Below are 24394 nucleotides of genomic sequence, written 5' to 3'. Positions count from 1 at the left end.
TTGCCGGACGCGCCGCTTGGGCGTTCGGAGGTTGGTTTTTCCCGGCCGCGCCATCCCCCCCCCCGGGTCTCTCTCAGTCAGGGGAGGTAAACCTACATCGGGCCCTTGTCTCCGGGTTTGCCGGGGAGCTCCTCAGGGAACAGTTCGTATTTCGCCTGCTTGTCTGCCGCGACAAAGACACGTTCGCGGACGATCGAATCCTCGGCCCAGTTGAACATGAAGATCGGCGTACCCTGCGGAATGTTGGAGAAGCGCTTGTTGACGATCAGCGCCCCGGGATACTCCGTCAGGCCGATATTGTAGACGTGTTCCGTCGATATCTTCTGGAACTCCTTCATCAGGCTGGCGCGCTCATCATTGTCCGACGAGGAGACGAACTTGTTGACGATGTCGACGAGGTCCTTTTCGAAAGGCATCAGATCGACCTGGCCGCTTTCCGGCGCGCGGTGATCCCAGCTGGTCTTCGGGCCGACCGGAGCGAGCTGCACTGTATTCTGTACGACGGAGGTCAGCTCCTGCTCGTTGCGCCGGATCAGCCAGTCGAAGCGCCCGGAATATTGCGAGGCGTCGCGCTGGGTGCCGTTGAGACCGTTGAGCACAACCCGAAGCCCGAGCTTCTCCATCTGGGCGACGACGCCTTCGGCGAGGCTCTTGTCGGTGCCGTAGTCGTTGTTGACCAGCATCACGATCTCGACATTCTTGCCGCCGGCGGTGCCGGCCGGGAAGTTCACGAAACCGTCGCCATCCGTGTCCTTGAGGCCGGCCTTGGCGAGTTCGGCCTTGGCGCCCTCGAGGTCGAAGGGATAATAGACCGTCGACTTGCGGTCATAGAAGCTGGTGCCAGACGAGAAGCCGCCGGGATAGATGGCGGTGAACGGCCCCTTGACCAGGGAGTCGCCAAGCGCCTTGCGGTCGAGCGCCATGGTGACGGCCTTGCGGAAATCCTCGTTGCGGTTCAGTTCGCGGATGGCCTGGCCGCGCTCGTCCGGGTTGCCCCAGCCATTGGCGGAAAAGTTCAGGCGCAGATTGTAGCCGATGAGCCGCGGGCCGAAGGCCAGACGTGCCGGCGCGTTCGCCTCGGCCGCGCGCTTCAGCGAGGCGACGAAATTTTCCGGCTGCTCGAGGTTTGAAAAGTCGCCAGAGCCAGCCACCGCCTGGACGTCGCGGTCGGCCCAGGTCGACAGCTTGTACTGCAGTTCGTCGAGGTAGGGCAGCTGGTTACCCTTTTCGTCGACCTTCCAATAGTAGGGGTTGCGGCGCATGACGATGATGTCGTCCGGCCGGTAATCGACCGGCACCCAGGCGCCCATCACCGGCATGTTCATATATTCCGGTGGGAAGGCGTTCTTGAACTGGTCGTAGGTGTTCTTCGAATATTTGGGATGCTGCGGCTTCAATATGTGCGCGGGACCGGGACAGAAAGTGCCGTAGGCCATGGCGTAGAGGTACTGTTTCGGGAAGGCGTCCTTGAAGGTCCACTCGACGGTGTAATCGTCGATCTTTTTCAGCGTCGTGCCGACGCCGAAGGTTTCCTGTGTCGCACCATTCAACGGAGAGACGTTCGGGTCGATGACCTCGTCGTCCCAGTAGAACATGACGTCGTCGGCGTTGAAGGCAACGCCATCGGACCATTTTGCGCCCTCGACCAGATGCATGGTCAGCTTGTGGCCGTCCTTCGACCAGTCCCAGCTTTTGGCGAGATTCGGCAGCGGTTCGGTATCCTTGGCCTCGACCTGGAACAGCGGCGCAGTGCGCGTCAGGCACTCGGAGAGGCCTATGTCGATGCCGCCCCAGCCTTGCGTCTGGCCAGCGCCGTAGTTCCAGCCTTCCGGCCGCCCGCCGATGACATGGCGCATCGTATCGCCATAGACGCCGACGCCATCGGGCATGTTGGCGGTCTTGAAGACCAGCGGCTCCTTCGGCAGCCTGTCCTCCACCGGCGGCAGCTTGCCGGCCTTGACGTATTTTTCCGTCACCCAGTCCGGCTCGTGATATTCCGGCAGCGTCTTGAACTCCAGGATGGAGTCGCGCGCCACATACTTGATCTTGCCTTCGGCCGGAAACGTCGCCGGCGTCGGCGGGACCGTCGGTTCGGAAGCGAAGGCGTTGAGCGCCGGAACGGAGACGCTCAGCGCCAGTCCAGCGACAATGCCAATGCTGCGTAGGTTCCTCATTATCTCCTCCCTCGTGTTCAGACTTTTTCTGCTGCTTGTCTTCTGCCTTGGCGGCTGACTGCGGCGGACCTGCCTCCCGTGGATCCGCGGCCGCTCCCGGATTTTCAGCCGGTCTGCTTCAGCGCGGCTTTTTCGGCGCGCAATTCCTCGATCGAGCGCACATTGCGCCGCGCGGCACCGGCCCATTCGCGGGTCTTGACCACGGATTTCGACAACCGCTCCTTGGCGGCCGGAACGGCATGCGCGTATTGCGGCAACCAGGCGGCCTGGGCGACGACCATTTCGTCGACCATCTGCCAGACCTCCTCCGGAGTCGACACCGCGCCAACCAGCGGATCATGCAGCACGGCGAGCTTCAGGAGATCGATATCGCCCGATATCGCGGCATGGACCGACATGCGCTGGACGTTGATCGAAGACATGCAGGTCGCCGCACAGGCCTCCGGCAGCGTGATGCCGGCGGCCATGTTGATGCCGAAACGATCGACGAAGCCGGGCGACTCGATGATGGCGTCCTGCGGCAAATTGGTGATCACACCATTGTTCTTGACGTTGAAGTGGCCGCGATAGACGCGGTTGGTCTCCAGCGCCTCCAATATGTGGCTGGCATGCTCGTTGGAGCGCTTGGCCACGTCGATCGGCTTCGACGCCGCTTCAAGGAACTGCGGATACTCCGTCTCGAACCAGTTGCGGGTCTCGGTCGAGTAGCGGAGGTAGCCGCCGGTCTCGCCATGGATCCAGTCCGACATGTCGATCCAGCGCATGATCTCGTCCGGACGCTTCCGATACCAGGGCAGGTATTCGGACAGATGGCCGTTGCTTTCGGTCGAATAGACGCCAAAGCGCTTCAGCACGTCGATGCGCAGCTTCTCCTGCTGTGAGTAGACCGGATGCGCCTCGAAGGCAGCAACCAGTTCGTCCTTGCCGATCTTGCGGCCATTCAGGCGCAGATCGGTGAACCAGGTCTGATGGTTGATGCCGGAGCAGATATAGTCGAGCTCCCCAGGCGACTTCGCACCCAGCACCTTGGCAATCTGCTCGGCACCGTGCTGGACGCCGTGGCAGAGCCCGACCGTGTCGACCTTGCCGTACTCGATCGCCGCCCAGGTGTTCATGGCCATCGGGTTGGCGTAGTTGAGGAACTTGGCGTTGGTGTCGGCGACCTCGCGGATGTCCTTGCAGAAGTCGAGGATCACCGGAATGTTGCGTTGGCCGTAGAGAATGCCGCCGGCGCAGATCGTGTCGCCGACGCACTGGTCGATGCCGTATTTCAGGGGAATGCGGATGTCGTCGGCATAGGCTTCCAGGCCGCCGACCCGAACGCAGCTGATGATATAGCGTGCACCTTCGAGCGCCTTGCGGCGGTCGGTGGTCGCCGTCACCCTGGTCGGCAATCCGTTCGCTTCGACGATCCTGTCGAGGATCGCCTTGATCATCCGCAGATTGTGCTCGCTGAGATCGGTCAGCGCGAATTCGATGTCCTTGAATTCGGGCACGCAGAGGATGTCGGTGAACAGTTTCTTGGTGAATCCGACGCTGCCGGCGCCGATAATAGCGATTTTGAAACTCATCACCTTCACCTCGATCCAATCGAATGCTAGGCAAGGAGCAACAAGGGAGGATATGGCCACGCGCGAAGGCGTGCCTGCCATTCAGGCCGGAATCCGGCTTTTCTCCTCCCGCCCGCTCCTCGACGCGGGTCTTTCGCGTTCTTCGAGGCGGGATTATGCGCTTATTCGCGAGCGCGACCAGAGAAGGATTATGCTTTCAGGGGTAATTTTGTGCTGCAGGATTTGATTGCCAACGGACAGTCGATGCGTACGATCTCGCTGCCGCGCGGCCGCCAGCGCCTGCATGCCATGCCGACAAGCACGGGCTATGAAGTGCGCGAGGACGAAATCTACGACTGGGATGGGCGCAAACGCGGCCAGACGCCATTCACCGTGCTGCAGCACACGATCAGCGGAACCGGCCGGCTGCGCTACGAGAACCGCAACTATCGCCTGCAGCGGAACGACACATTGCTGGTGCTGGTGCCGCACAACCACCGCTACTGGCTGGCCAGGGACGAGCGCTGGGAATATTTCTGGATCTCGATGAACGGCGAGGAGGCGCTGCGCATCCACAAGTCGATCCTCAACGTCTCCGGTCCGGTGTTCCGGCTGCAGCCGGCGACGATAGATCATCTTGCCGATTGCAGCTTGCGGCTCGTCAAGGGCGCCGCTTCGCCGGGCGCTGCTTCGGCGATCGCCTACGAGGCTGCGATGGCGCTCTATGACGATGTCTTCGGCTCACACGCCTTTGCCGAGAAACAGAGCGCCATGCAGCCGGTCATCGATCACATCAACGCTAACCTCGACAAATCGCTGCCAGTGGCGGAGCTGGTCCAGATCAGCGGCCTCAGCCGGGCCCATTTCTCGCGCTGCTTTGCCGAGAGCGAAGGCCTGCCGCCAGCCGAATTCGTGCTGCAACAACGCCTGCAGCGCGCGGCGAAGCTTTTGACCAAGGCCGACTTCCTGCCGGTGAAGGAAGTCGCCATCCTGTGCGGCTTCGAGGATGCGAACTATTTTTCGAAGGTGTTTCGCCGCCTTTATGGCACCACGCCCAGCCAATTCCGCACCACCGGCATGTATGCCAGCTTGCGGACACCGCCCCGGGTTGGCGTCAGGGTGTCTGACGACGAGACCTGACGCCGCTTTTTGTCCTTGTTTCATGCGTGTCAGGCGGCGTGCAGCCTGCCACTATCCAGCCATTCGAGATCGGCCGGCGAAAGCTTGATGTCGAGGGCGCGCAGGCTGTCGTCCAGCTCGCCCAGCGTGCGCGGCCCGATCAACGGAATGGACGGGAAGGGCTGATTGAGCACATAGGCCAGCGCGATGTGGATCGGGCTCTTGCCCAGTCGTGCGGCAAGTTCGATCGCCCGGTCGCGGCGGCCAAAATTCCGCTCCGAATACCAGACCCGCACCAGTTCCTCATTGTCGCGCAGGTCGCGGCCGGCGCGGTCGGTGAAGAAGCCGCGGCCTTGGCTCGACCAGGCGAAGTTCGGCATCTGCCTGGATGTCAGCCAGGCCTTCCAGTCATCGGTGGAGGAGGTGATGCATCCTGCCCAGATCGGCTCCAGCATCTCGGCCAACGAGAAATTGTTGGAGAGTGCGCCCGGCTTCTGCTTGCCGGTCCGCTGCGCATAGGCAATCGCCTCGTCCATGCGCTGCATCGTCCAGTTCGAGCCGCCGAACGGACCGCGGATGCGGCCGGCCTTGACCTCGCGGTCCATCGCATCGACGAACTCGCCGACCGGCACGTCAGGGTTGTCGCGGTGCATGAAATAGATGTCGACATGATCGGTCTGCAGCCGATCGAGCGACTGGGCGAGCTGCTTGCCGATCACGTCGGGATAGCAGAGCGGCGAATGCGCGCCCTTGGCGATGATCACCGACTGCTCGCGCACGCCACGGTTCTTCAACCATTGGCCGAGCAGCGTCTCGGTGTAGCCGCCGCCATAGACGTAGCCGGTGTCGAACAGATTGCCGCCGGCTTCGAAGAAAGCGTCGAGCAGGATCGAGCCCGAGGAGAAGGTGCGGAAATCCTCGAAGCCGAGCGCCACTATGGATGCCTGTTTCGCCAAGCCTGGGATGGCGCGCTTGGCGATCGCGGTGCCGCCGGGGCGCAAGGGCCGGCCGGCAATGGTGCTGGTGCGCAGCGGGGCTTTTTCGATCTCATACTCTAGCCCGACGGCGGCGCGCCATCTGTCGAGCACACGCAAGGTGCCTAGGCTGTCGGCCCAGCCCATCCCCGGCCAGGCGAATTCCTGCTGCCCGGCGCGGATCGCCTCGCCGGCGCCGTCGACCTCGAAGGAATAGACATGGCGTTTTTCGTTGACGCTGATCGTCTCTCGCGACCCGTCGGCGCCGATCACGTCGATGTGGCCGAGGCCGACATCGCGGTTGCCGCCGGCGAACCAGAAGTCCGGCACTTCGATGCGCCCCTTGGTGCCGAGGATGCGAAGGACATTGTCCTGGTTGAGTGAGATGCTGCAGGAGACCTCGGCGACGATGCCATCAGGGAAATGCAGCAGCGCCGAAGCCCACTCATCGACGCCGGACTGGCCGAGATGGGCGGTGCCCACCACCCTGTCGGGTTCGGCAAAGGGTTTTCCCGATGCCGCGCCGGCAATCAGCCGGACCATCGAGACGGGATAGCCGCCGACGTCCAGGATGCCGCCGCCGGCGAGCTCATTGGCATAAAGCCGGTGCTGCGGCATGAAGCCCGGCATGGCGAAGCCGAAGCTCGACTTGATCATCCTGATCTCGCCGATGACGCCGGACTTGATGAGTTCCACCAGCTTCAGCGTCTGCGGATGCAGCCGGTACATGAAGGCTTCGCCGAGAAAGGTGCCGGCCTTGCGCGCGGCGTGGATCATGGCGTCGGCCTCGAAGGCGGTCAGCGCCAACGGCTTTTCGCACAGCACGTGCTTGCCCGCTTCCGCCGCCCGGATCGCCCATTGCGCATGGCCGGGATGCGGAACCGCGATGTAGACGGCATCGATGTCCGGGTCGGCAAGCAATGCTTCATAGCCGTCGAGGATGCGGGCACCGGGGAAATTCTCCGCAAGGCCCGGCTTGGCGGGATTGCGCGCGCCGATGGCGACCAGTTTTCCGGTGTGCGAAGCGGCCACGCCGCCGGCAAAAGCCTGGGCGATGCCGCCCGGACCGAGAATGCCCCAGCGAATAGGCGTGGTTGCAGTCATTGTCATTCTCCTTGAAGGCTGAAGGGGCGGCCAGTCAGCGCAGCCGCAGCCCCTTTTCGTCGAACAGGTAGGATTTGCGGATGGAAACGGTGACTTCGGACGTGTCGGGAACCTTGGCCGCGTCGCGCTGGATCACCACATCTTCGCCGTGCGCCGTGCGGGCATAAAGAAAGCTCGTGCCGCCAAGGTGTTCGATCACGTCGATGGCGACAACGAGATCGGTGCCGCCTTCTCCGGCGACGCCGAAATGTTCGGGCCGCACGCCGACAATGACCTTCGTCCCGGCCTCCGGCGCGGTGCCGGTCAGCGGCTGGGTGATGCGGGTTTTATCCTGGCCCGCCAGCTCGATCACGACACCGCGCGCATCGCGCCCGACGATTTGGCCCTTGATGAAGTTCATCTTCGGCGAGCCGACAAACCCCGCCACGAACAAATTGTCGGGATCGTCGTAGAGTTCGAGCGGCCGGCCGATCTGCTCGATATGGCCTGCGCGCAGCACGACGATCCTGTCGGCGAGCGTCATCGCCTCGGTCTGGTCGTGGGTGACATAGACCATGGTGGCGCCGAGTTCCTTGTGCAGGCGCGATATCTCGACCCGCATCTGCACGCGCAGTTCGGCGTCGAGATTGGAGAGCGGCTCGTCGAACAGGAACACTTGCGGCTCGCGCACGATGGCGCGGCCGATGGCGACGCGCTGGCGCTGGCCGCCGGAGAGCTTTTTCGGGCGCCGGTCCATCAGTTCGCTGATGCGCAGGATCTCGGCCGCGCGCTTCACCCGCCGCTCCGTGTCGGCCTTCGGATTGCCGGTCATGCGCAATCCGAAGGAGAGGTTCTGCTCGACGCTCATATGCGGATAGAGCGCATAGGACTGGAAGACCATGGCGATGCCGCGGTCGGCCGGTTCGACGTCGTTGACAACCTTGCCGCCGATGGCGATCTCGCCATCACTGATGTCCTCGAGCCCGGCGATCATCCTGAGCAGCGTGGACTTGCCGCAGCCGGAAGGGCCGACGAAGACGACGAACTCGCCGTGCTTGATGTCGATGTTGGCGCCGTGGACGACCTCGAAGGTGCCGAAGCGCTTGACGACATTGTTGAGCGTGACCGTTGCCATGCTGCCCCTTACTTGATCGCGCCGGCGGCGATGCCGGCGATGAAATGGCGCTGCAGCAGCACGAAGACGATAAGCATCGGCACGGTCAGCATCACGGCGCCGGCCATGATGCCGCCCCACGATACCTTGGTGAGGCCGATCAGCGTGCCTAGCGCCACGGGTGCGGTCATCGAGCCCGGCTGGCTGTTGATCAAAAGCGGCCAGAGATAATTGTTCCAGGACGCGAGGAACAGGATGATGGCGAGTGCGGCCAGCATCGGCCGCGCCAGCGGCAGTGCGACGAACAGGAAGATGCGCCACTCCTTCACGCCTTCGACCCGCGCGGCGTCGAACAGGTCGTCCGGCATCATCGAGAAGCTCTGGCGCATGAACAAGACGCCCAGCGAATTGAACAGTGGCGGCACGATCAGCGCCACCCAGGTGTTGGCGAGTTGGAAGTCGCGCGCCACCATGATGAATTGCGGGATCAGAACCACCGCGTATGGCAGCGTGATGGTGCCGAGGATGATGGCGACGACCACGCCCTTGCCGAAGAACTGGTAGCGCGCCAGCGCCCAGCCGGCCATCGAGGTCAAGAGCACCGACAGGAAGGTGTAGGTCACCGCCACCGAGACTGAGATGCCGATCGCGCCGACGAAGTTGGTGTCGCGTTGCAGATTGTTGAAATTGTCGACGAAATTGCCGTGCGGCAGCAACTCGATGCCCGGGCTGAAGATGCCGTTGTCGGGCATGGTCGAGAACACCACCATCATCCACAACGGAAACAGCCAGATCAGCGCCAGCGGCGTCAGGAAGAGATGCAGCAAGAGGCTGCGTCTCAGGCGGGCCGAGGAGAGCGAGCTCATTGCTTTTCCCTCGTCAGCCACAGTTGCACCAGCGTGATGGCGATCGCCAGCCCCGCCATCGTGTAGGCGACGGCCGAGGCGTAGCCGAAATTGAGCGAGCGGAAGCCTTGGCGGTAGAGCAGCAGGCCGAGCGTCTCGGTGCCGCCGCCCGGTCCGCCGCGCTCGGTGATCAGGAATGGCTCGGTGAACAACTGCATGGTGCCGATGATCGACAACACCGTGCAAAACACGATGACCGGCTTCAAGAGCGGCAAGGTTATGTAGAGGAATTGCTTGAGCTTGCTGACGCGGTCGAGCGTCGCCGCCTCGTAGACATCCTCGGGAATGGACTGCATGCCGGCCAGAAGGATGATGGCGTTGTAGCCGGCCCAGCGCCAGGTGACCGCGATCATGATCAAAGCCATCGCCGGCGTGACGTTGGAGAACCAGTCGATCTTGGGCAGCCCGACGCTGTTCAGGAGCTTGTTGACGATGCCGAAATCGAGGCTGAACATCAGCCGGAAAACAGCCGAATAGGCGACCTCGCCGACCACGACCGGAGCGAAGAAAGCGAAGCGATAAAGCCCCCTCGCCTTCAACAGCGGCGAATTCAAGAGCACCGCCATCACCATGGCCAGCGTGATCATCACCGGCACCTGGATGACGAGGATGAGCAGCGTGTTCTTCAGCGCGTTGAAGAAGGCCGGATCGCCGATCAGCCGGCCCCAGTTGAAGCCGGGGGCAAAGCGCCAGGGCACCGTGCGCGTCGCCTGGAACGAGATCATGAACGAGGAGATGATCGGCCACAGCCAGAAGACGGAGAAGATCAGGAGATAGGGCGCGAGGAAACGATAGGCCGTGGCGTTACGGTTGCGCATCTTCGTCCTCCTTCTCCCGATTGTTGTTTTAAGCCATCGTTTGGGTCTTCCCTTCTCCCCTTGTGGGAGAAGGTGTCGTCGAAGGCGACGGATGAGGGGTGTTCCAGGAAACGCCAACGTCTCACTCCGCTGGGGCACCCCTCATCCGTCTCGGCGCTATCGCGCCGATCCACCTTCTCCCACAAGGGGAGAAGGAAAAGCGGCGCTCACTGCTTGACCGGCAGTCCGGTCGCCGCGGCGATCTGGCTGGCGGCATCGTCGAGCGCTGCCTTGGCGCCGGCATAGCCGCCGGCGAGATACTTGGTCTGCACCGCGCGCATGATGATTTCGGCGTCGCTCTGGAACTGCGTGCCACGGCTGGGGACGACCTTGGGCAACGTGCCGAGGATATCCTTCCACACAGCCTGGCCACCCCAATAGGGCAGGCCTTCCGAGACGTAGGGATCATTCAGCGCCGACACCAGCGAGGGGACGAGACCGAATTCCTTCAGCATCGTGATCTGGCCCTCATTGGTTCCGAGCGTGTATTTCAGGTACTCGTAAGCCGCCTCCTTGTTCTTCGACACCGAGGTGATGGCCAGCGATGAGCCACCGAGATTGGCGGCGCGCGGGCCGTCGGAGGTCAGGCTCGGCATCAGATAGACGCCCCATTTGCCGTTTTCACCGGCCGATTCGGTACGGATTGTGCCTTCATACCAGCCGCCATAGACCTGGGTGGCGACCGTACCGGCGGTGTTGTTGGTGATCTTGGTGCCCCAGTCGGCCGAAGACATGATGCCGGCATCCTTCATGTCCTTGATCTTGGCCAGCGTATCGACACATTTAGGCTGGTTGACCGTGATCGACTGGCCGTCCTCGGCGAAATAGGAGCAGCCCTGCTCATTGGAGATCATGCGGAAGAATTCGGTATCGCCGTTGAAATCGGCATTGGTCATCGAGACGCCTGGATTGGCGGCCTGGATCTTCTTGCCGGCGGCGATGAAATCGTCCCAGGTCTTGATCGACGCCGGATCGACACCGGCCTTTTCGTAGAAGTCGCGGCGATAGAAGGCGGCGACCGGGCCGGAATCCCATGGCATCGCATAAGCCTTGTCGCCGACTTCGAGCTCGGTGCGCTTGAAATCGGGGAATTTCTTCTGGTCCTCGGCGCTGTAGCCCAGCGTGTGCAGGTCGACGAAGCAGTCGGGGAACTGGCTCCAGTAATTCTCGGCCTCGCCGTTCTCGATGGTGACGATGTCGGGCAGGCCGACACCGCCTGCGGCACAGCCGGCGATCGACTTGTCGTAGGTCGGCTGGTTGCCGAGATCCTGGACCATGACCTTGATGTCGGGGTGCAGCTTGTTGAAGCCGGCGACCGTCGCCTTCAGTGATGAAGCGGCGACGTTCCAACTCCAGATGGTGATTTCGCCAGATTGCGCGAATGCCGGGGCTGAGCCCAGGGCAAGCGCAAGCGCGGCGCAGGACAGTGTGATGCGCATTGAAATCCTCCCATTTCATTTGCTCTCTCTGCGAGCCGGGCTAGACTATGCAGCACGGAAGGCTTGTCCCCGACAAAGGGAATAAGGAATTGGCGGAAAGTAAGATGCCGGAACGGCCGTTTTACCAGCCTGGCGCCAGCAGCGTCGAAGGCCTGCCGCTGCTGTTGCAGATGTTTCACACCGCGCCCCTGGTGATGCTCAAGCCGCACTGGCATGCGCAGGTCGAGGTGAATTTCATCGTGCGCGGCAGCGTGCACTACCGCATGAACGAGCACGAAATCTCGCTTTCGGCCGGTGAGATGTGCCTGTTCTGGGGCGGCCTGCCGCACCAGATGGACGATTTGAGCGACGATGCCGTCTATGCCGGCGCACATCTGCCGCTGGTGCATTTCTTCCGGCTGCACCTGCCGGCGGACGTGCGCCACCGGCTGATGACGGGCGCCACGCTAGTGACCGGCGCCACCGATCAATCCGACAACGACAATTTCGCCCGCTGGAACCGCTATGCCCGCTCGGGCGACCCGGCCAAGGCCGAGCATGCCGTCAACGAACTTCTGCTGCGGCTGGAGCGGGTGCGGTTCGAGCCTTACCGGCTGGTGCCCGAAACGGCCGCCGGGCACGAGATGGGCAGTCCCTTCGACCAGCAGTCGTCGCGCAATGTTGGTCGCATGTGCGATTTCATCGCCGAAAACTTCCTCTACGACATCGATTGCGTGAACATTGCCGGGGCGGCCGACATCCACCCCAAATACGCCATGAGCCTGTTCAAGAAATCGACCGGCATGACGTTGAACGAATATGTCAACCTTCTGCGGTTGAGCTACGCACAGGCGCTGTTGATGCACCAGGACGCCAATGTGCTGCGCGTCGCCATGGATTCGGGCTTCGGTTCGCTCAGCGCCTTCAACAAATCGTTCCGCAAGCTGGCCGGCATGACGCCCTCCGATTTTCGCAAGGGCCTGGTCAGCGCCAGATAGCCCCGCCGGCCGGTCGAGGCCTGGCCAGGGATGCGAGCACATTTCGGCATCTCGCCCATCGCCGCATCTCGCCGGATCTCAATTGTCGGCCAAAAAGGCGGCCGGGCTGCCGGCAAAGGGCTATCGCGGGCTCGTGCAACGATGCCTATGCCTGAAACAGTACAGGCCGCGCGCCATTCCGGGGATGAAAGCAGCATGAAAAGGCACCCATCACACGGCCTGTCTTTTCCTGTCTGAAATCGCAACCTAGGCGCTGGACAGGCCGAATTCCCGTGCTATAACCCACGCGCTTTCAAGGGGCGCCCCACGGCGCCTTCGTGAAATCCGGTCAACGCAATTTCAGTTACCGAAACAGGCCCAGATAGCTCAGTTGGTAGAGCAGCGGACTGAAAATCCGCGTGTCGGTGGTTCGAATCCGCCTCTGGGCACCATCCCCTCTTCTCCCGACAGTCTCTTTCGCCGAAGCATCTACGCTTTTGTCTCGGCAAATGTCTGAAATCCTTGGTAATTTTTGTGACGCAAGGCGCGGTTGGCCGTGTTTTGTGGAATTTCGGCGTAGTTGGTCCAACGAGGCGGAGGGCTGGTATTTTCGGTGGTATTGGAGATCCTGATGGTATCGATGCAGCCAAATGGAGCTCCCGGAAATGGCGCTTTCCGACGTAAAATGCCGAAATGCCCGACCCGCTTCAAAGCTCGTGAAATTGTCTGACGGTGGCGGGCTCCAGCTTTGGGTTCAGCCTACCGGATCTCGCCTATGGCGCCTCGCCTATCGTTTTGGCGGCAAGCAGAAGCTTCTGGCGTTGGGCAGCTATCCGCTCATCTCCCTGGCTGAGGCACGCGAGGCGCGCGATACCGCCAAACGTCTCCTCCTACGTGGCATCGACCCCGCCCAGGAGCGTAAGTCACAAAAGGCTTCGGCAGAGGACACCTTTCGCTCAATCGCGGAGGACTATGTCGACAAGCTGAAGAAGGAGGGTCGTGCCGACCGGACCATCACCAAGGTCAAATGGTTGCTCGACTTTGCCCATCCAACGTTGGGGGACAAAAGCGTTCGGGAGATTGATCCGGCCACAATTCTTGCCGCTCTCCGCAGCGTGGAGGTTCGCGGTCGATACGAGTCGGCCAGGCGACTGCGCTCCACTATCGGCAGCGTGTTTCGATATGCAATCGCAACCGCACGCGCCGATACAGATCCGACGATCGCCCTGCGGGGAGCACTCGTCGGTCCAACGGTCACGCCGCGCGCCGCCGTTACCGATCCTAAGGCCTTGGGAGGCTTGCTGAGGGCGATCAATGCATTTGACGGGCAGCCGACAACCCGAGCCGCCCTAAGGCTGATGGCCCTGCTGTTTCCCCGCCCCGGCGAGCTGCGCGCGGCCGGATGGGACGAGTTCGATTTCGAAAGCTCGGTGTGGAGCATCCCTGAAGGGCGCATGAAAATGAGACGGCCGCACCGCGTACCTCTCTCCAGGCAGGCCGTCGGGGTCCTGACCTCACTTAGAGAAACCTCTGGTGGGGGCACGCTGTTGTTTCCTAGTATTCGATCGGGCTCGCGTCCGATTTCCGACAACACGCTTAACGCTGCCCTTCGCCGTATTGGGTACGGCAAGGAAGAAGCCACCGCGCACGGTTTTCGAGCAACGGCATCAACTTTGCTAAACGAATGCGGAAGATGGCATCCGGACGCCATAGAGCGGCAGCTGGCCCATGTTGAGAACAACGACGTACGTCGCGCCTACGCCCGGGCAGAGTACTGGGAAGAGCGCGTAAAGATGATGCAATGGTGGGCCGATTATCTGGATGAACTCGAGAGCAAAAACGCGCGGGTGAAAACGGCGGTTGAAGATCGCTAAAACTGGGCCACCTTTGGTCTGGCGAATCTAATGACCAAGACATGGAGATTTGCAGCGCTGTACCATTGTACCGAATTAAACTCTGCGAGAGTGATCCCTCCCGCTTCGGGGCACATTAACACTGCCCGATTTTCTAGTGAAGCCAAGCATTCTGACTCGATTCGGCCCACACATGGCTGGAAGTGAAAGAGAGCTTTGCGCCCGATTTCGGTCGTTGAGACGCCCTTTACACTGTCCGAAAGGCCGCCGTTCGTTTATTTACCTAGCCTGCTGGCGGGACCGACCGGCGCTTGACTAAGCCCTGCTCGACCGCCTTAACGTGGTGGGCAGCATATCGTCGATTTCCTTGTCGGAGAACATAAGCTCCTCGTTGTCCTTCAAGGAATTCTGTGCCTTCTTGTAGGCCTTCCCGTCCGTGAAGGGTGCCGCCCGATAGATTTCGTGAAGGTTGGTCTGCAACTCGTCGCGCTGAGTCCGAAGGTCGTCAATTGGCACTGCCGTATTGAGCGCGTCGGTTATCAGGCTGAGGTAAGATTCTCGCACATTCCAGATGTCGGACGCGGTTTCCCTGTGTCGCTGCGCGAGAGCACCGGGGTCTAGGTCCTTCTGGTAGGCGTTGTAGATCAGGCTGAGAATGGCAAGCACGACGGTCGCGTATTCCGCATATTGCAGAAGCCCCGTCTCCGCCCTGAAAACGGTCGTCACCGCGCCGCCGGCGATGAGCGCGGACAGGATGATGTTGAACCACTTTGCATACCATTGATGGTCGGCAAGCCGCTCGGCCATCTTCTCGTGGATCTTGTGGGTGTAGGCGCAACGGCCGTAACACTCGCGCACTTGGCTCTCGAGTTGGTACCGCGGATCAAATTGGGAAGGTTGTGCCAAAGACGATCCTCCATTTCGCGCGGCGCTGTGCGGCTTTGTCGTCGGTCTGCATGTTGCAGGCCTCGACGGCGATATTGTAGTCACTGAGCGCCTTCAACCAGAACACCCCCGTCTTGTAGACGTAGGAACCGCTTCCCGGCATCCGCCAGTAAGTTTTCTCTCGGTCGAGGTCGTAGAGATACTTCAGGAAGTCCCGCGCCATGTAGTCATGATAGCCGTAGGATTTATCCCGATACTCCCACGTTTCGATGAACTGATAGGCAAGCGCGTCAATCAGCGCTCCAGTCATCGGAACGCTATTATGGTCTTTCCACACCCTCATCATGCGGCCGAGCGCTTTCAGGTTGCCGTTAACGGCCGTATTGCGTGTCTGGACGGCATTTATCTCTGCCCGGGGGTTGCACTGTCGCCAGGTACCTCCCCCGTTTGAATCGGCAAACGTCCAGGAACCGTCCGTGTTGTCGAAATAGGGGAGGATTTCGAATGTGATTCCGTCCGTGAAGGAGATGACGACAACCTGACCGTTGCCGCCGACGTTGCTGGAGCCGTAGGTTTTGAGGAGGGAGTTTTTCACGGCCTGAAGAAGTGCGGACTGACCGTTGCCCTGATACGCGCTGTATTTGACGTATTCCGCATAGGGGAGCTGGAAGCCGATATCCAGGTCGCTGATTCCGCGTGCGGCGGTGTCGCGACCGTAAGAGCCAACATAGAGACTGTGGGCGGAGCTGGAATCAGTGTTCCAGAAGTCTGTGTTAAGGCGCGTGGTGATACGCCGGTACCGCTGTCCTATCGAGCTGATCAGGTCGGTGCCGATATTGTAGTTATTCCGGAAGTTGTAGAACTCGTCAGATACGCCCATTCCCATCCCCACCAGCGGTAACTTCGTCGGGAGATGGCAATTTTATGCTTTCAGCGCAATAGCTTCGGTGTGCGTTCAACGGGAATATTACGCGGCGGACATGAACTATGCTCGCGGGCTGTGGCGAGGGCTGATGTCAGTTTCTTCCTCATTTGGATATCAACTCGCGCCCATGGGATTGCGCTCCTGCCGGAATGCCCCCCGTTCACACGTTGCTGCCAGTTTACGCCGAACGAACTAGTCAGGCCGCTTCCGCTTAACGAGGCTCTTCTTATTTTAGCCAAACATGATCTCCTCGCTGCGGAATGGCAACTAAGATGTGGCTTTTGTGCTTCGATACCCACACGCCGGGAATACCAGGACCGAGGCAGCGTCCATGAAGAGTGACGCAATCTCGTATGCCCCACGAGGGCTATCTCGTGAGGAAGCGGCTCGCTACATCGGTGTAGGATCGACGCTCTTTGACGAGATGGTTGCCGATGGGCGAATGCCGAAGCCCAAGCGCATCAACAGCCGCGCTGTCTGGGATCGTGTAGCCCTGGATATTGCTTTCACCTCGTTGCCGGACAAAGATAGCCGCCTTCAAGAGCTGTTGGAACGAAGTAGGCGGGAGGTAGAAAAGCGATAGAAAATACGTTTATTGCGTATACGCTGCGGACGTAGTACGATGAAAGCCCGTGTGCGGAAGGCATGACGTGAGCGAGAACGACAAACTTGCGCAAGACGTGAAAGCATGGCGGGCCAAGGAAGGGTTCACTGCCGCAGCCGCGGCCAAGGTGCTTGGAATACCGAAGCGCACCTTTGAAGGCATAGAGCAAGGAAGAGGCTTTCCTTACCCGGTGCTCCTGCGGGTTGCCATCGAAAGCAAAACCCGTTCGGTACGGGCAGATCTGAAAGGGTCCTGAAAGGAGCATTTGATGGCTCGCCCATTTAAGGACCCCAGTTACCCTGGGGTATCTTCGCGCCTCAAGAACGGCAAGCGAATCTATCGCTACCGCGCAAAAGGCGTGCCCGAGATGCACCTTCCTGGCAAACCTGGCGATCCCGAGTTCGAGGCGGCTTACGAGAAGGCCACGCAGGGCCAACACAAGAATGCAGGGATCATCGATTTGCCCGGTCGGGCACTGCCTGAAACTTTTGGCCATGCCGGGCGCCGGCTTGAAACGACAATGGAGTGGCTCGATTTTGATGAAGCGACGCAGCGGAAGAATGCGCGACTGATTGAGCGTTTTCTTAATCTGCGGGTCGATCCAAATTACCCACTCACTTGGCGCGATACTCCGGTGCAACATCTCGACGCGGATCGGCTTCGCGCCATCATCGAAAGCATCTTCAGGAGCAACCGCACAGTCGCCAAACATATGCTGGTTGCCATCAAGAAGCTTTTATGGGTCGCGACCGATGTCGAGAAATGGATAAAGCCGCAGGATGATCCTTCACTGTCAATTCGCGTACGCGTGCCCAAATCGACCAAGAACCCGGCTTGGCCAATTGCGATCCGAGAAAAGTACGAGGAGCGGCATCCGATCGGGACGCCGGCTCGGACGTGCTACGCGCTTGGTTTCTGGCTCGGCAACCGACGAGGCGACATCGCTGACCTTGAATGGGATGATCTCGTGACCGAGGAGATCGAACTGTTCGACGGTTCCTTGGCATTGATCGAGGCGTTCGCCTTCCGACAGAAGAAGAACCGAAACCGTCATGGCGGACGGGAGATGTTTATCCCGGTGGTGGACAAACTGGCGGCTGCGCTAGACCCGCTTGACCGCTCGAAGGGTGGAACCGTCTTGAAGAATGGCTATGGCAACCCGTTTTCAGAAAAGAGCCTGACAGGCATGATGCAGCATTGGGCACGACAGGCCGATATTCCTGACGGCTATACGCTTCACGGCCTGCGCCGTACCTTCGGCACCTACCTCGCTGAATGCAACATCCAGGCCCGGGCCATCATGGACGCCATGGGGCATTCCTCCATGACGGTGACGGATGACTACGTGCGTGAGGCCAACAAGAAGCGGATCGCGGTTGATATTGCTCGCGCGATCAACGAGCGCGAGGCCAAACGCGACGCCATGAAGCGACGGGCAAACCTCCGCATCGTCAGATAATCACACCGAGTCGGAACAAACCGGGACCACGGTCCTTGTTTTGGCCCATAATGGACCCAAAACGTTTTGGGCCGAGGGCACTTTTCCGAAATAAAATCAATGGTCATGGTGGGCCCGGAGGGACTCGAACCCCCAACCAAGCGGTTATGAGCCGCCGGCTCTAACCATTGAGCTACAGGCCCCACGCGCGCTGGATTAATGTTTTTCGCATCGCGGCACAAGGCTTTCCCGACGGGCTTCCGCAGATCGCCCAAATCAACCCATAATCGCGCTCTACGCGACGTTTGCGACCTGATCGCAGACCAAGGAGATTTTCATGACCAAACACCTTTTGCCCCTCGCGCTCGCCGCTGCAGTCGCTTTTCCAGCGATGGCTGGAGCCACCGATTTGCCGACGCCGCCGCGTATCATCGTGTCGGGTGAAGGCGAAGCAACCATTGCCCCCGACCTGGCCCTTTTGACGCTAAGCGTCATGCGCGAGGCCAAGACCGCGCGCGCGGCGCTCGACGCCAACAACGACGCCATGGCCGCCGTGATCGCTGCGATGAAGGCGGCCGGCATCAAGGACCGCGATCTGCAGACCGCGGGCATCCAGATCAATCCGCGCTACAACTACACCAACAAGCCGGACGGCAGCCAGGAGGCCGAACTCGTCGCCTATCAGGTGACGAACACGCTGTCGGTGCGCGTACGCGACGTCGACAAGACCGGCGAGATCCTCGACAAGGCGGTGTCGCTCGGCGTCAACCAGGGCGGCGGCATCGCCTTCACCAACGACAATCCGGCGGCCACCGTCACCGAAGCACGCAAGAAGGCGGTCGCCGACGCCATGGCGAAGGCCAAGACGCTCGCCGAGGCGGCCGGCGTCAGCCTCGGCCGGGTACTCGAGATCACGGATCAGAACATCAGGCCGGCACCAATGCCGATCAACGCCAAAGCCTTCGATGCCGCGGCCGGCGCGGCTCCGGTACAAGCTGGCGAAAACGCCTACAACGTCCAGGTCACCGTTACGTTCGAACTGAAGTAGCCGGTTCCGGTGATTCCATTGGCCGAGCCCACGCCCGGCCGTGGGATTATCCGCCAGCGCATGAAAAACCCCGCGGGATTGCTCCCGCGGGGTTTTGTCGAGCCGCACCCGTCCGATTGGGAAAGGGGCTCCGCTACTCCAGACCGACCTCCCGGAGGTCGTGTCTCCCGGCATAACCCTCGCAGAGGATCATGCCGCTAGGACCAGACCTCCCGCTCAGCGGTTGATGATCGGGCAACCGCGCTCGTTGGCGAACACGATCACGACCCGGTCCCCATACTGGCGTCCCATGACCTTGACGACACGGCGGTTGGCGTCGACGATGCGGGCGCGGTGCAGCCCCATGCGCTCGGCCTTGTCGAGGGCCCGGTCCGGCGAGCAGCCACGGCGCCAGCCGTGGCCGCGCCAGTCGTCGCGGCGCTCGTCACGGCGATGGCGGTAGCCGTCGTCGCCGGCGTAGACGCCAAAGCGCGGGTCGTTGTTGTTGCCGAAGCCGAGATAGAGGCTGTCGGCATGGGCGGGAATGGCCGCCAGCGTGCCGAGGCCGATCAGGGCCGAAAGGGCTGCCGTCTTGATCGTGGTGTACATGGTTCTCTCTCTTTGTTGCGGGCTTGCGCCCGTCCTCGTGAAACCGATGGTGGGAGAATGCACTGGCCTGTCTGAACTATTTACGAACTCGCCGTTCATCTGCGGTTCATGTGACGGGAAAGGGAAAGCTTCGCCGGTTCTCCACCAATATGCCCCCCCAAACGCCCTGCCTCGGTTCATGCTTCCGGCGCGCCTTGCGGTTATGAGCCTCAAGGCTCCTCGTCGAGCATATAGTCAAAATAATCCTCGGGCTCGACGAGCTCGGTCTCGCTCGCCTTGACGCGGCCGCGCATCGAGATACCGGCCTCGTGCACGGTCTCGGCACTGCCCGACACCAGCCGGTGCCACCAATAGAGGTCGCGGCCCTCTGCCACCAGCCGGTAGGCGCAGGTGCTGGGCAGCCAGCTGATGGTGCGCACGTTCTGTGGCGTCAGGCCGACGCAATCGGGAACGCGCGCCAGCCGGTTGGCATAGTCGGCGCAGCGGCAAGTCTGCGCGTCGAACAGCCGGCAGCCGACGCTGGTCCAGTAAATCTCACCGGTATCCTCGTCCTCGAGCTTCGACAGGCAGCATTTGCCACAGCCGTCGCAGAGCGACTCCCACTCGGCCGGACTCATCTCTTCCAGCGTCTTTGTTTTCCAGAACGGCGTTTCCATTTTGGGGATGTGGCCCCAGCGGACGCCGAGGTCAAGCACCGCGATCGCCGCCAAAGCCGCCCCACCATAGGAAAAACATGAAGTTGCCTTCAAAACGCCGGTCAATCGTCCTTCGTTGCCGGTAATGCCCGCAAACCGGAACCAATATGGATGATGAAGGTTTGGGCAGGGATGGGACCCCACAAGGAGAAATTTCGATGAAACGCCAACCACGGATTCTGGCAGGCACAGCACTTGGCCTGTTGATGGCATCCGCGCCGTTGGGCGCATCCCCGCTTCAGGGAAGTGCCGCGTTCGGCTCCATGCAGCGCGGCACCGTACCGTTGGTCCTGGCCCAGGCGGCTTGCGCCGAGGGCGAATCGGCCGAAGCCTGCGCACAGCAAGGGGAACAGAAGCCTGAGCGCAAGAAGCGCGAGCAGCAGCAGACCGAACAGGCACCCGCCGGCGAGGCTGCTCCGGCCACCGACGAACAGCAGCCGCGCAGGAAAAAGCGCGACCAGCAGCAGCAGGTCGAACAGGCACCCGCCGGCGAAGCCGCCCCCGCCACCGACGAGCAGCAGCCGCGTAGGAAAAAGCGCGACCAGCAGCAACAGCAGACCGAGCAGGCGCCAGCCGGTGAGGCCGCTCCCGCCACGGACGAGCAGCAGCCGCGCAGGAAAAAGCGCGACCAGCAGCAACAGCAGACCGAGCAGGCGCCGGCTGGCGAGGCAGCCCCCGCCAACGACAACCAGCCAGGCGAGAACCCGCGCAAGAAGCACAAGCAGGGTCAGCAAGAGGCCGCGCCCGTACCCACCCCGAAGGAAGCTCCGGCCGAACAACCGACACCCAAGGCGGAGCAGGCCCCTGCCGGCGAACAGGCTCCCGCCCAGGGCGAACAGGCTCCGGCCCAGGGCGAACAACTCCGGGACAAGACGAAGAAGCACGGCAGGAAGCCGGCCGCGGAGCAGCCTGCAAACGGCGAGCAGCCCGCAAATGGGCAACAGCAGCAGACTGGCGAGCAGCCGGCGACGGGTGAGCAGCCGGCGACGGGTGAGCAGCCTGCCACCGGCGGCAAGGCCGCGCCTGTCCAGGGCGAAACCCCCATGCAGGGCGAGGCACCCGCTGACAAGAACGCCGCCCCTATTCTCGACAGCCAGAAGGATGCCCAGCGCAAGGGTCGCGGCGAAAACGGCCAGGGCGGCAGGAAACCGGCCAACCAGAATGGCGAGCAGCAGAACAGCGAGCAGCAGAATGGTGGCCAAAACGCTCAGCAAGGTGCCGATCAGGGCCGCAAGCCCCTGGTCGCTCCTGTCGACCAAGGTCCGCCGCCCACCGACGACAAGTCGGCCCAACAGGCAATCCAGCCTGAAAAAATCGCCCCGGTGACGGAGGAAAAGGGCAAGCGCGTAGAGCGTGCACCCGATGAGAACGTCCGCGACCGCCAGCGTCCGAAAGGCGTCAATGTCGTCAGGGAACTCGGCGACCGCGTCATCCTGCAGTTCAACAACCAGACATTCGTCCAAAGCAATGATGCCCCGCGCATGACCCGCGGCGCCAGGAATGTGTACTATGAGGATCTGTCGGGCGATCGCACCCGGGAAGTCGTCGAACGTGACAACGGTGTCCGGATCGTCACCATCCGCAACCGCTATGGCGACGTCATCCAGCGTTCGCGCATTGCGCCGGACGGACGCGAATATGTGCTGAGCTATGTCGACGAGCGGCACTATGAGGATGAAAACGACTGGCGCGATCCCGGCGATGACCTGCCGCCGATGCGGCTGACCATCCCGCGCCGGGACTACATCCTGGATTCAGAGGATGTCGAAAGCGACGACGACTATTACACCTTCCTCGAACAGCCGCCGGTGGAGCGGGTCCAGCGTCTCTATTCGATCAACGAGGTCAAGCGTTCGGCGCGCGTGCGCGACATTGCGCGGCGCATCGACCTTGACACGCTGAACTTCGAATTCGGCTCGTCCTCGATCTCCGATACCGAGGTGCAGAAGCTGCAAGGCGTCGCCGACGCCATGGAGAAGCTTTTGAAGAAGAACCCGGCCGAAACCTTCCTGATCGAAGGCCATACCGACGCCGTCGGCACGCCGGAGGCAAACCTGGCCTTGTCGGATCGCCGCGCCGAAGCGGTTGCCGAAGCACTGACCAACGCCTTCGGCATCCCGGCGGAGAACCTGACGACGCAGGGCTATGGCGAGGAGTATCTGAAAGTCGACACCTCGGCGCCCAACCGAGAGAACCGGCGTGTTGCGATCCGCCGCATCACCCCGCTGGTGGCGCCGGTGGCCAGCAACAACTGATCCTGATCCGGAAAGATCATGGTCCATTAAATCTGTATTTCCAGGAGCTTGAGCCGGCTTCTGGAATCAGATCGGCAACAAGGCCCCATCCCGGAGGACCGGGATGGGCGGGAATGCGGACGACAGCCCGGGGTCAACAAGAATTGTCCGGGCATCAGGTCCGGCTCATTGAAACGTGAGGCAGCCTACCCCAGATTCATGACTGGGCGTTCCCTGCCCCGTCCCGACTCCAGCGGGACGCACTGAGCCCCGCCGGCCCTCTCCGGCGGGGTTTTTTGCTGCCGCGATTTGCCTCGCAGACCGCGGCGAGCTGACCGAAATACGGGTCCAGCACCGACGAGAGAACCACCGGAACCAGCCCATGAAGCGGCAAGAAGGACGTGGCGTGAAGCCTCGCTCATCCGAGTGCTTGCTGGCATTCTGGTAAGTTGATACCATCTATTGGTATTGGAGACCCGCCATGCCCAAGAACACCTCCATCACCCTAGGCGATCAGTACGACGCCTTTATCCAGCGGCAGATAGCGAATGGCCGTTTTGGGTCGGCAAGCGAAACCGTTCGAGCCGGCCTTCGTCTTTTGGAAGAGCAAGAGCTAAAGCTGGAGCAACTCCGCTTTGCCATAGATGAAGGGGATATGTCAGGCGATCCAGAGCCGTTCGACTTCGACGCTTTTCTAGAGTCGAAGAAGCGTGGATGAAGCGAACCGTCAGGTTCTCGCCGAAAGCGAAAGCAGATCTCGACCAGATTTGGGATCACTCCCTGAAAGAATGGGGAGCCGAGCGGGCGGAGGCCTATATCCGCACCATTCGCTCAATCATAAATTTGATAGACCAATTTCCGGCGATGGCAAAAAACGCGGAGAATATTCGCCCTGGTCTGTTGAAGTATGCCGTTGGCTCTCATGTACTTTTTTTGCGAATTGCCGATCGATCAATCGACGTTGTACGCATTTTGCATCAGCGAATGGACTACCCAAGGCATCTTTAGAAGGTCGTCCTGATCTTCGTATTGGAATTCGCAAACACCTCGTCCGGCACAAAAAAGTCGCCGGCCAGCGGCCCGGTCGCGCCGGGCGCGTAGACCGAAAAGTCGCTGACGCCCTCGGCGCGCAGCACCTCCTCGTCGATGTAGAAATTGCCTGACGTCTCGCGTGACGGCCGCATGAAGATGGCGCGGGCGGCGTCGGCCATGATGTCTGGCGAACGGCTCATTGCCGCCACCGTCGCGCCGCCCAGAAGATTGCGCACCGCCGCCGTGTCGATGGTCGAGATCGGCCACAGCGAATTGACCGCGATGCCGTCTTTGGCGAACTCGGCGCTCATGCCCAGCGTGCACATCGACATGCCGAACTTGGCCATGGTGTAGGCGACGTGGTTCTTGAACCATTTGGGCTTCATGTCGAGCGGCGGCGCCAGATTCAGGATGTGAGGATTGCTGGCTAACTTCAGGTGCGGAATGCACATTTTAGACACCAGGAAGGTGCCCCGCGTGTTGATCTGATGCATCAGGTCGTAGCGCTTCATGTCGGTCTCCAGCGTGCCGGTAAGCTGGATGGCGCTGGCATTGTTGACGCAGATATCGATGCCACCGAATTTCTCCACGGTCTTTGCTACGGCCTCGGCCACCTGCGCCTCCTCGCGGATGTCGCACAGCATTGGCAGCGCCTTGCCGCCGGTCTGCTCGATCTCTTCAGCCGCGGTGTAGATCGTGCCCGGCAGCTTCGGATGCGGCTCGGCGGTCTTGGCGGCGATCGTCACATTGGCGCCGTCGCGCGCGGCGCGCAGCGCGATCGCCAGGCCGATGCCGCGCGACCCGCCGGAGATGAACAGCGTCTTTCCCTTGAGCGACATTTTTCCTCCGCCTGAACTGGTTCTTTTCACGATCCTTGCCTGTGGCGCGGCGGGATACAAGTGCTTGCCACGGAAGGCGATG

At 61.4% G+C, this 24394-nt stretch carries 22 protein-coding genes and 2 tRNA genes; 11 read left to right on the top strand and 13 right to left on the bottom strand.

Features of this window, described 5'->3' with window-relative positions; translation table 11 throughout:
* Window positions 1–92: 92 nt before the first annotated feature.
* On the bottom strand, window positions 93–2174 hold the full coding sequence (locus LB568_RS17395) for an ABC transporter substrate-binding protein (RefSeq protein WP_224730738.1): 2082 nt from the start codon (window positions 2172–2174) through the stop codon (window positions 93–95).
* 104 nt (window positions 2175–2278) lie between these two features.
* Window positions 2279–3745, bottom strand: coding sequence for an alpha-glucosidase/alpha-galactosidase (locus LB568_RS17390; protein WP_140572522.1), 1467 nt, complete (start codon window positions 3743–3745; stop codon window positions 2279–2281).
* A 210-nt stretch (window positions 3746–3955) separates the two neighbouring features.
* On the opposite strand from LB568_RS17390, the gene LB568_RS17385 reads away from it, so the two are divergent.
* Window positions 3956–4864 carry an AraC family transcriptional regulator gene (locus LB568_RS17385; protein WP_181176691.1) on the top strand — a complete coding sequence of 303 codons (909 nt, stop codon included), beginning with the start codon at window positions 3956–3958 and terminating at the stop codon, window positions 4862–4864.
* Between the two features lie 29 nt (window positions 4865–4893).
* Here the strand turns inward: LB568_RS17385 and LB568_RS17380 are convergent, their stop codons facing one another.
* From LB568_RS17380 to LB568_RS17360, 5 genes are all read right to left on the bottom strand, one after another.
* Entirely contained in the window at window positions 4894–6921 is a 2028-nt protein-coding gene (locus LB568_RS17380) for an aldo/keto reductase (RefSeq protein WP_140572520.1), read from the bottom strand.
* A 34-nt stretch (window positions 6922–6955) separates the two neighbouring features.
* Window positions 6956–8035: an ABC transporter ATP-binding protein gene (locus LB568_RS17375; protein WP_140572519.1), complete on the bottom strand. Its 1080-nt coding sequence runs from the start codon at window positions 8033–8035 to the stop codon at window positions 6956–6958.
* Between the two features lie 8 nt (window positions 8036–8043).
* The gene (locus LB568_RS17370) at window positions 8044–8880 is read right to left on the bottom strand and encodes a carbohydrate ABC transporter permease (RefSeq protein ID WP_013893682.1); all 837 of its coding nucleotides are present in this window, start codon (window positions 8878–8880) and stop codon (window positions 8044–8046) included.
* Window positions 8877–9737 carry a carbohydrate ABC transporter permease gene (locus LB568_RS17365; RefSeq protein ID WP_140572518.1) on the bottom strand — a complete coding sequence of 287 codons (861 nt, stop codon included), beginning with the start codon at window positions 9735–9737 and terminating at the stop codon, window positions 8877–8879. The genes LB568_RS17370 and LB568_RS17365 overlap by 4 nt, the downstream gene beginning before the upstream one ends.
* A gap of 206 nt (window positions 9738–9943) precedes the next feature.
* Window positions 9944–11215 (bottom strand): extracellular solute-binding protein, encoded by a 1272-nt coding sequence (locus tag LB568_RS17360; protein WP_224730737.1) that lies wholly within the window; start codon window positions 11213–11215, stop codon window positions 9944–9946.
* Window positions 11216–11319: 104 nt separating this feature from the next.
* On the opposite strand from LB568_RS17360, the gene LB568_RS17355 reads away from it, so the two are divergent.
* From LB568_RS17355 to LB568_RS17345, 3 genes are all read left to right on the top strand, one after another.
* Window positions 11320–12192, top strand: coding sequence for a helix-turn-helix domain-containing protein (locus tag LB568_RS17355; RefSeq protein WP_224730736.1), 873 nt, complete (start codon window positions 11320–11322; stop codon window positions 12190–12192).
* Window positions 12193–12547: 355 nt separating this feature from the next.
* Window positions 12548–12623 (top strand) — tRNA-Phe (locus LB568_RS17350).
* A 213-nt stretch (window positions 12624–12836) separates the two neighbouring features.
* Window positions 12837–14045, top strand: coding sequence for a tyrosine-type recombinase/integrase (locus LB568_RS17345; RefSeq protein WP_064994782.1), 1209 nt, complete (start codon window positions 12837–12839; stop codon window positions 14043–14045).
* Between the two features lie 294 nt (window positions 14046–14339).
* On the opposite strand, the gene LB568_RS17340 is transcribed toward LB568_RS17345, so the two are convergent.
* Both LB568_RS17340 and LB568_RS17335 read right to left on the bottom strand, forming a co-directional pair.
* Window positions 14340–14882, bottom strand: a complete 543-nt coding sequence (locus LB568_RS17340) for an SLATT domain-containing protein (protein WP_224656008.1) — start codon at window positions 14880–14882, stop codon at window positions 14340–14342.
* A 25-nt stretch (window positions 14883–14907) separates the two neighbouring features.
* Window positions 14908–15789, bottom strand: coding sequence for an SMODS domain-containing nucleotidyltransferase (locus LB568_RS17335; RefSeq protein WP_064994781.1), 882 nt, complete (start codon window positions 15787–15789; stop codon window positions 14908–14910).
* A 376-nt stretch (window positions 15790–16165) separates the two neighbouring features.
* Between LB568_RS17335 and LB568_RS17330 the strand changes: the two genes are divergently transcribed.
* The 3 genes from LB568_RS17330 to LB568_RS17320 all read left to right on the top strand — a co-directional run bounded on the left by LB568_RS17330 (window position 16166) and on the right by LB568_RS17320 (window position 17897).
* Window positions 16166–16417, top strand: a complete 252-nt coding sequence (locus LB568_RS17330; protein WP_084016061.1) for a helix-turn-helix transcriptional regulator — start codon at window positions 16166–16168, stop codon at window positions 16415–16417.
* Window positions 16418–16484: 67 nt separating this feature from the next.
* Window positions 16485–16694, top strand: a complete 210-nt coding sequence (locus LB568_RS17325; RefSeq protein ID WP_084016009.1) for a helix-turn-helix domain-containing protein — start codon at window positions 16485–16487, stop codon at window positions 16692–16694.
* Window positions 16695–16706: 12 nt separating this feature from the next.
* Complete coding sequence (locus LB568_RS17320; protein WP_064994569.1) at window positions 16707–17897, top strand: tyrosine-type recombinase/integrase; 1191 nt, start codon at window positions 16707–16709, stop codon at window positions 17895–17897.
* Window positions 17898–18003: 106 nt separating this feature from the next.
* On the opposite strand, the gene LB568_RS17315 is transcribed toward LB568_RS17320, so the two are convergent.
* Window positions 18004–18079 (bottom strand) — tRNA-Ile (locus LB568_RS17315).
* A gap of 134 nt (window positions 18080–18213) precedes the next feature.
* Between LB568_RS17315 and LB568_RS17310 the strand changes: the two genes are divergently transcribed.
* On the top strand, window positions 18214–18924 hold the full coding sequence (locus LB568_RS17310; RefSeq protein ID WP_224730735.1) for an SIMPL domain-containing protein: 711 nt from the start codon (window positions 18214–18216) through the stop codon (window positions 18922–18924).
* Window positions 18925–19140: 216 nt separating this feature from the next.
* On the opposite strand, the gene LB568_RS17305 is transcribed toward LB568_RS17310, so the two are convergent.
* Window positions 19141–19512 carry a hypothetical protein gene (locus LB568_RS17305; RefSeq protein WP_224730734.1) on the bottom strand — a complete coding sequence of 124 codons (372 nt, stop codon included), beginning with the start codon at window positions 19510–19512 and terminating at the stop codon, window positions 19141–19143.
* A gap of 209 nt (window positions 19513–19721) precedes the next feature.
* On the bottom strand, window positions 19722–20168 hold the full coding sequence (locus tag LB568_RS17300; RefSeq protein ID WP_041164638.1) for a YcgN family cysteine cluster protein: 447 nt from the start codon (window positions 20166–20168) through the stop codon (window positions 19722–19724).
* A gap of 197 nt (window positions 20169–20365) precedes the next feature.
* On the opposite strand from LB568_RS17300, the gene LB568_RS17295 reads away from it, so the two are divergent.
* The 3 genes from LB568_RS17295 (at window position 20366) to LB568_RS17285 (ending at window position 23449) form a co-directional block, all read left to right on the top strand.
* On the top strand, window positions 20366–22462 hold the full coding sequence (locus LB568_RS17295) for an OmpA family protein (protein ID WP_224730733.1): 2097 nt from the start codon (window positions 20366–20368) through the stop codon (window positions 22460–22462).
* Window positions 22463–22922: 460 nt separating this feature from the next.
* Window positions 22923–23159, top strand: coding sequence for a type II toxin-antitoxin system ParD family antitoxin (locus LB568_RS17290; RefSeq protein ID WP_013893674.1), 237 nt, complete (start codon window positions 22923–22925; stop codon window positions 23157–23159).
* Window positions 23156–23449: a type II toxin-antitoxin system RelE/ParE family toxin gene (locus LB568_RS17285; protein WP_013893673.1), complete on the top strand. Its 294-nt coding sequence runs from the start codon at window positions 23156–23158 to the stop codon at window positions 23447–23449. The genes LB568_RS17290 and LB568_RS17285 overlap by 4 nt, the downstream gene beginning before the upstream one ends.
* On the opposite strand, the gene LB568_RS17280 is transcribed toward LB568_RS17285, so the two are convergent.
* Complete coding sequence (locus LB568_RS17280) at window positions 23446–24312, bottom strand: SDR family oxidoreductase (protein ID WP_224730732.1); 867 nt, start codon at window positions 24310–24312, stop codon at window positions 23446–23448. The two genes, LB568_RS17285 and LB568_RS17280, sit on opposite strands and share 4 nt — an antisense overlap.
* Window positions 24313–24394 lie beyond the last annotated feature (82 nt).

The sequence above is a fragment of the Mesorhizobium sp. B263B2A genome, from assembly GCF_020165775.1.
In the GTDB taxonomy this organism is placed as follows: domain Bacteria; phylum Pseudomonadota; class Alphaproteobacteria; order Rhizobiales; family Rhizobiaceae; genus Mesorhizobium; species Mesorhizobium opportunistum.
The sequence above is the reverse complement of the archived record's forward strand: the minus strand, read 5'-3'. Positions and strand labels throughout refer to the sequence as shown.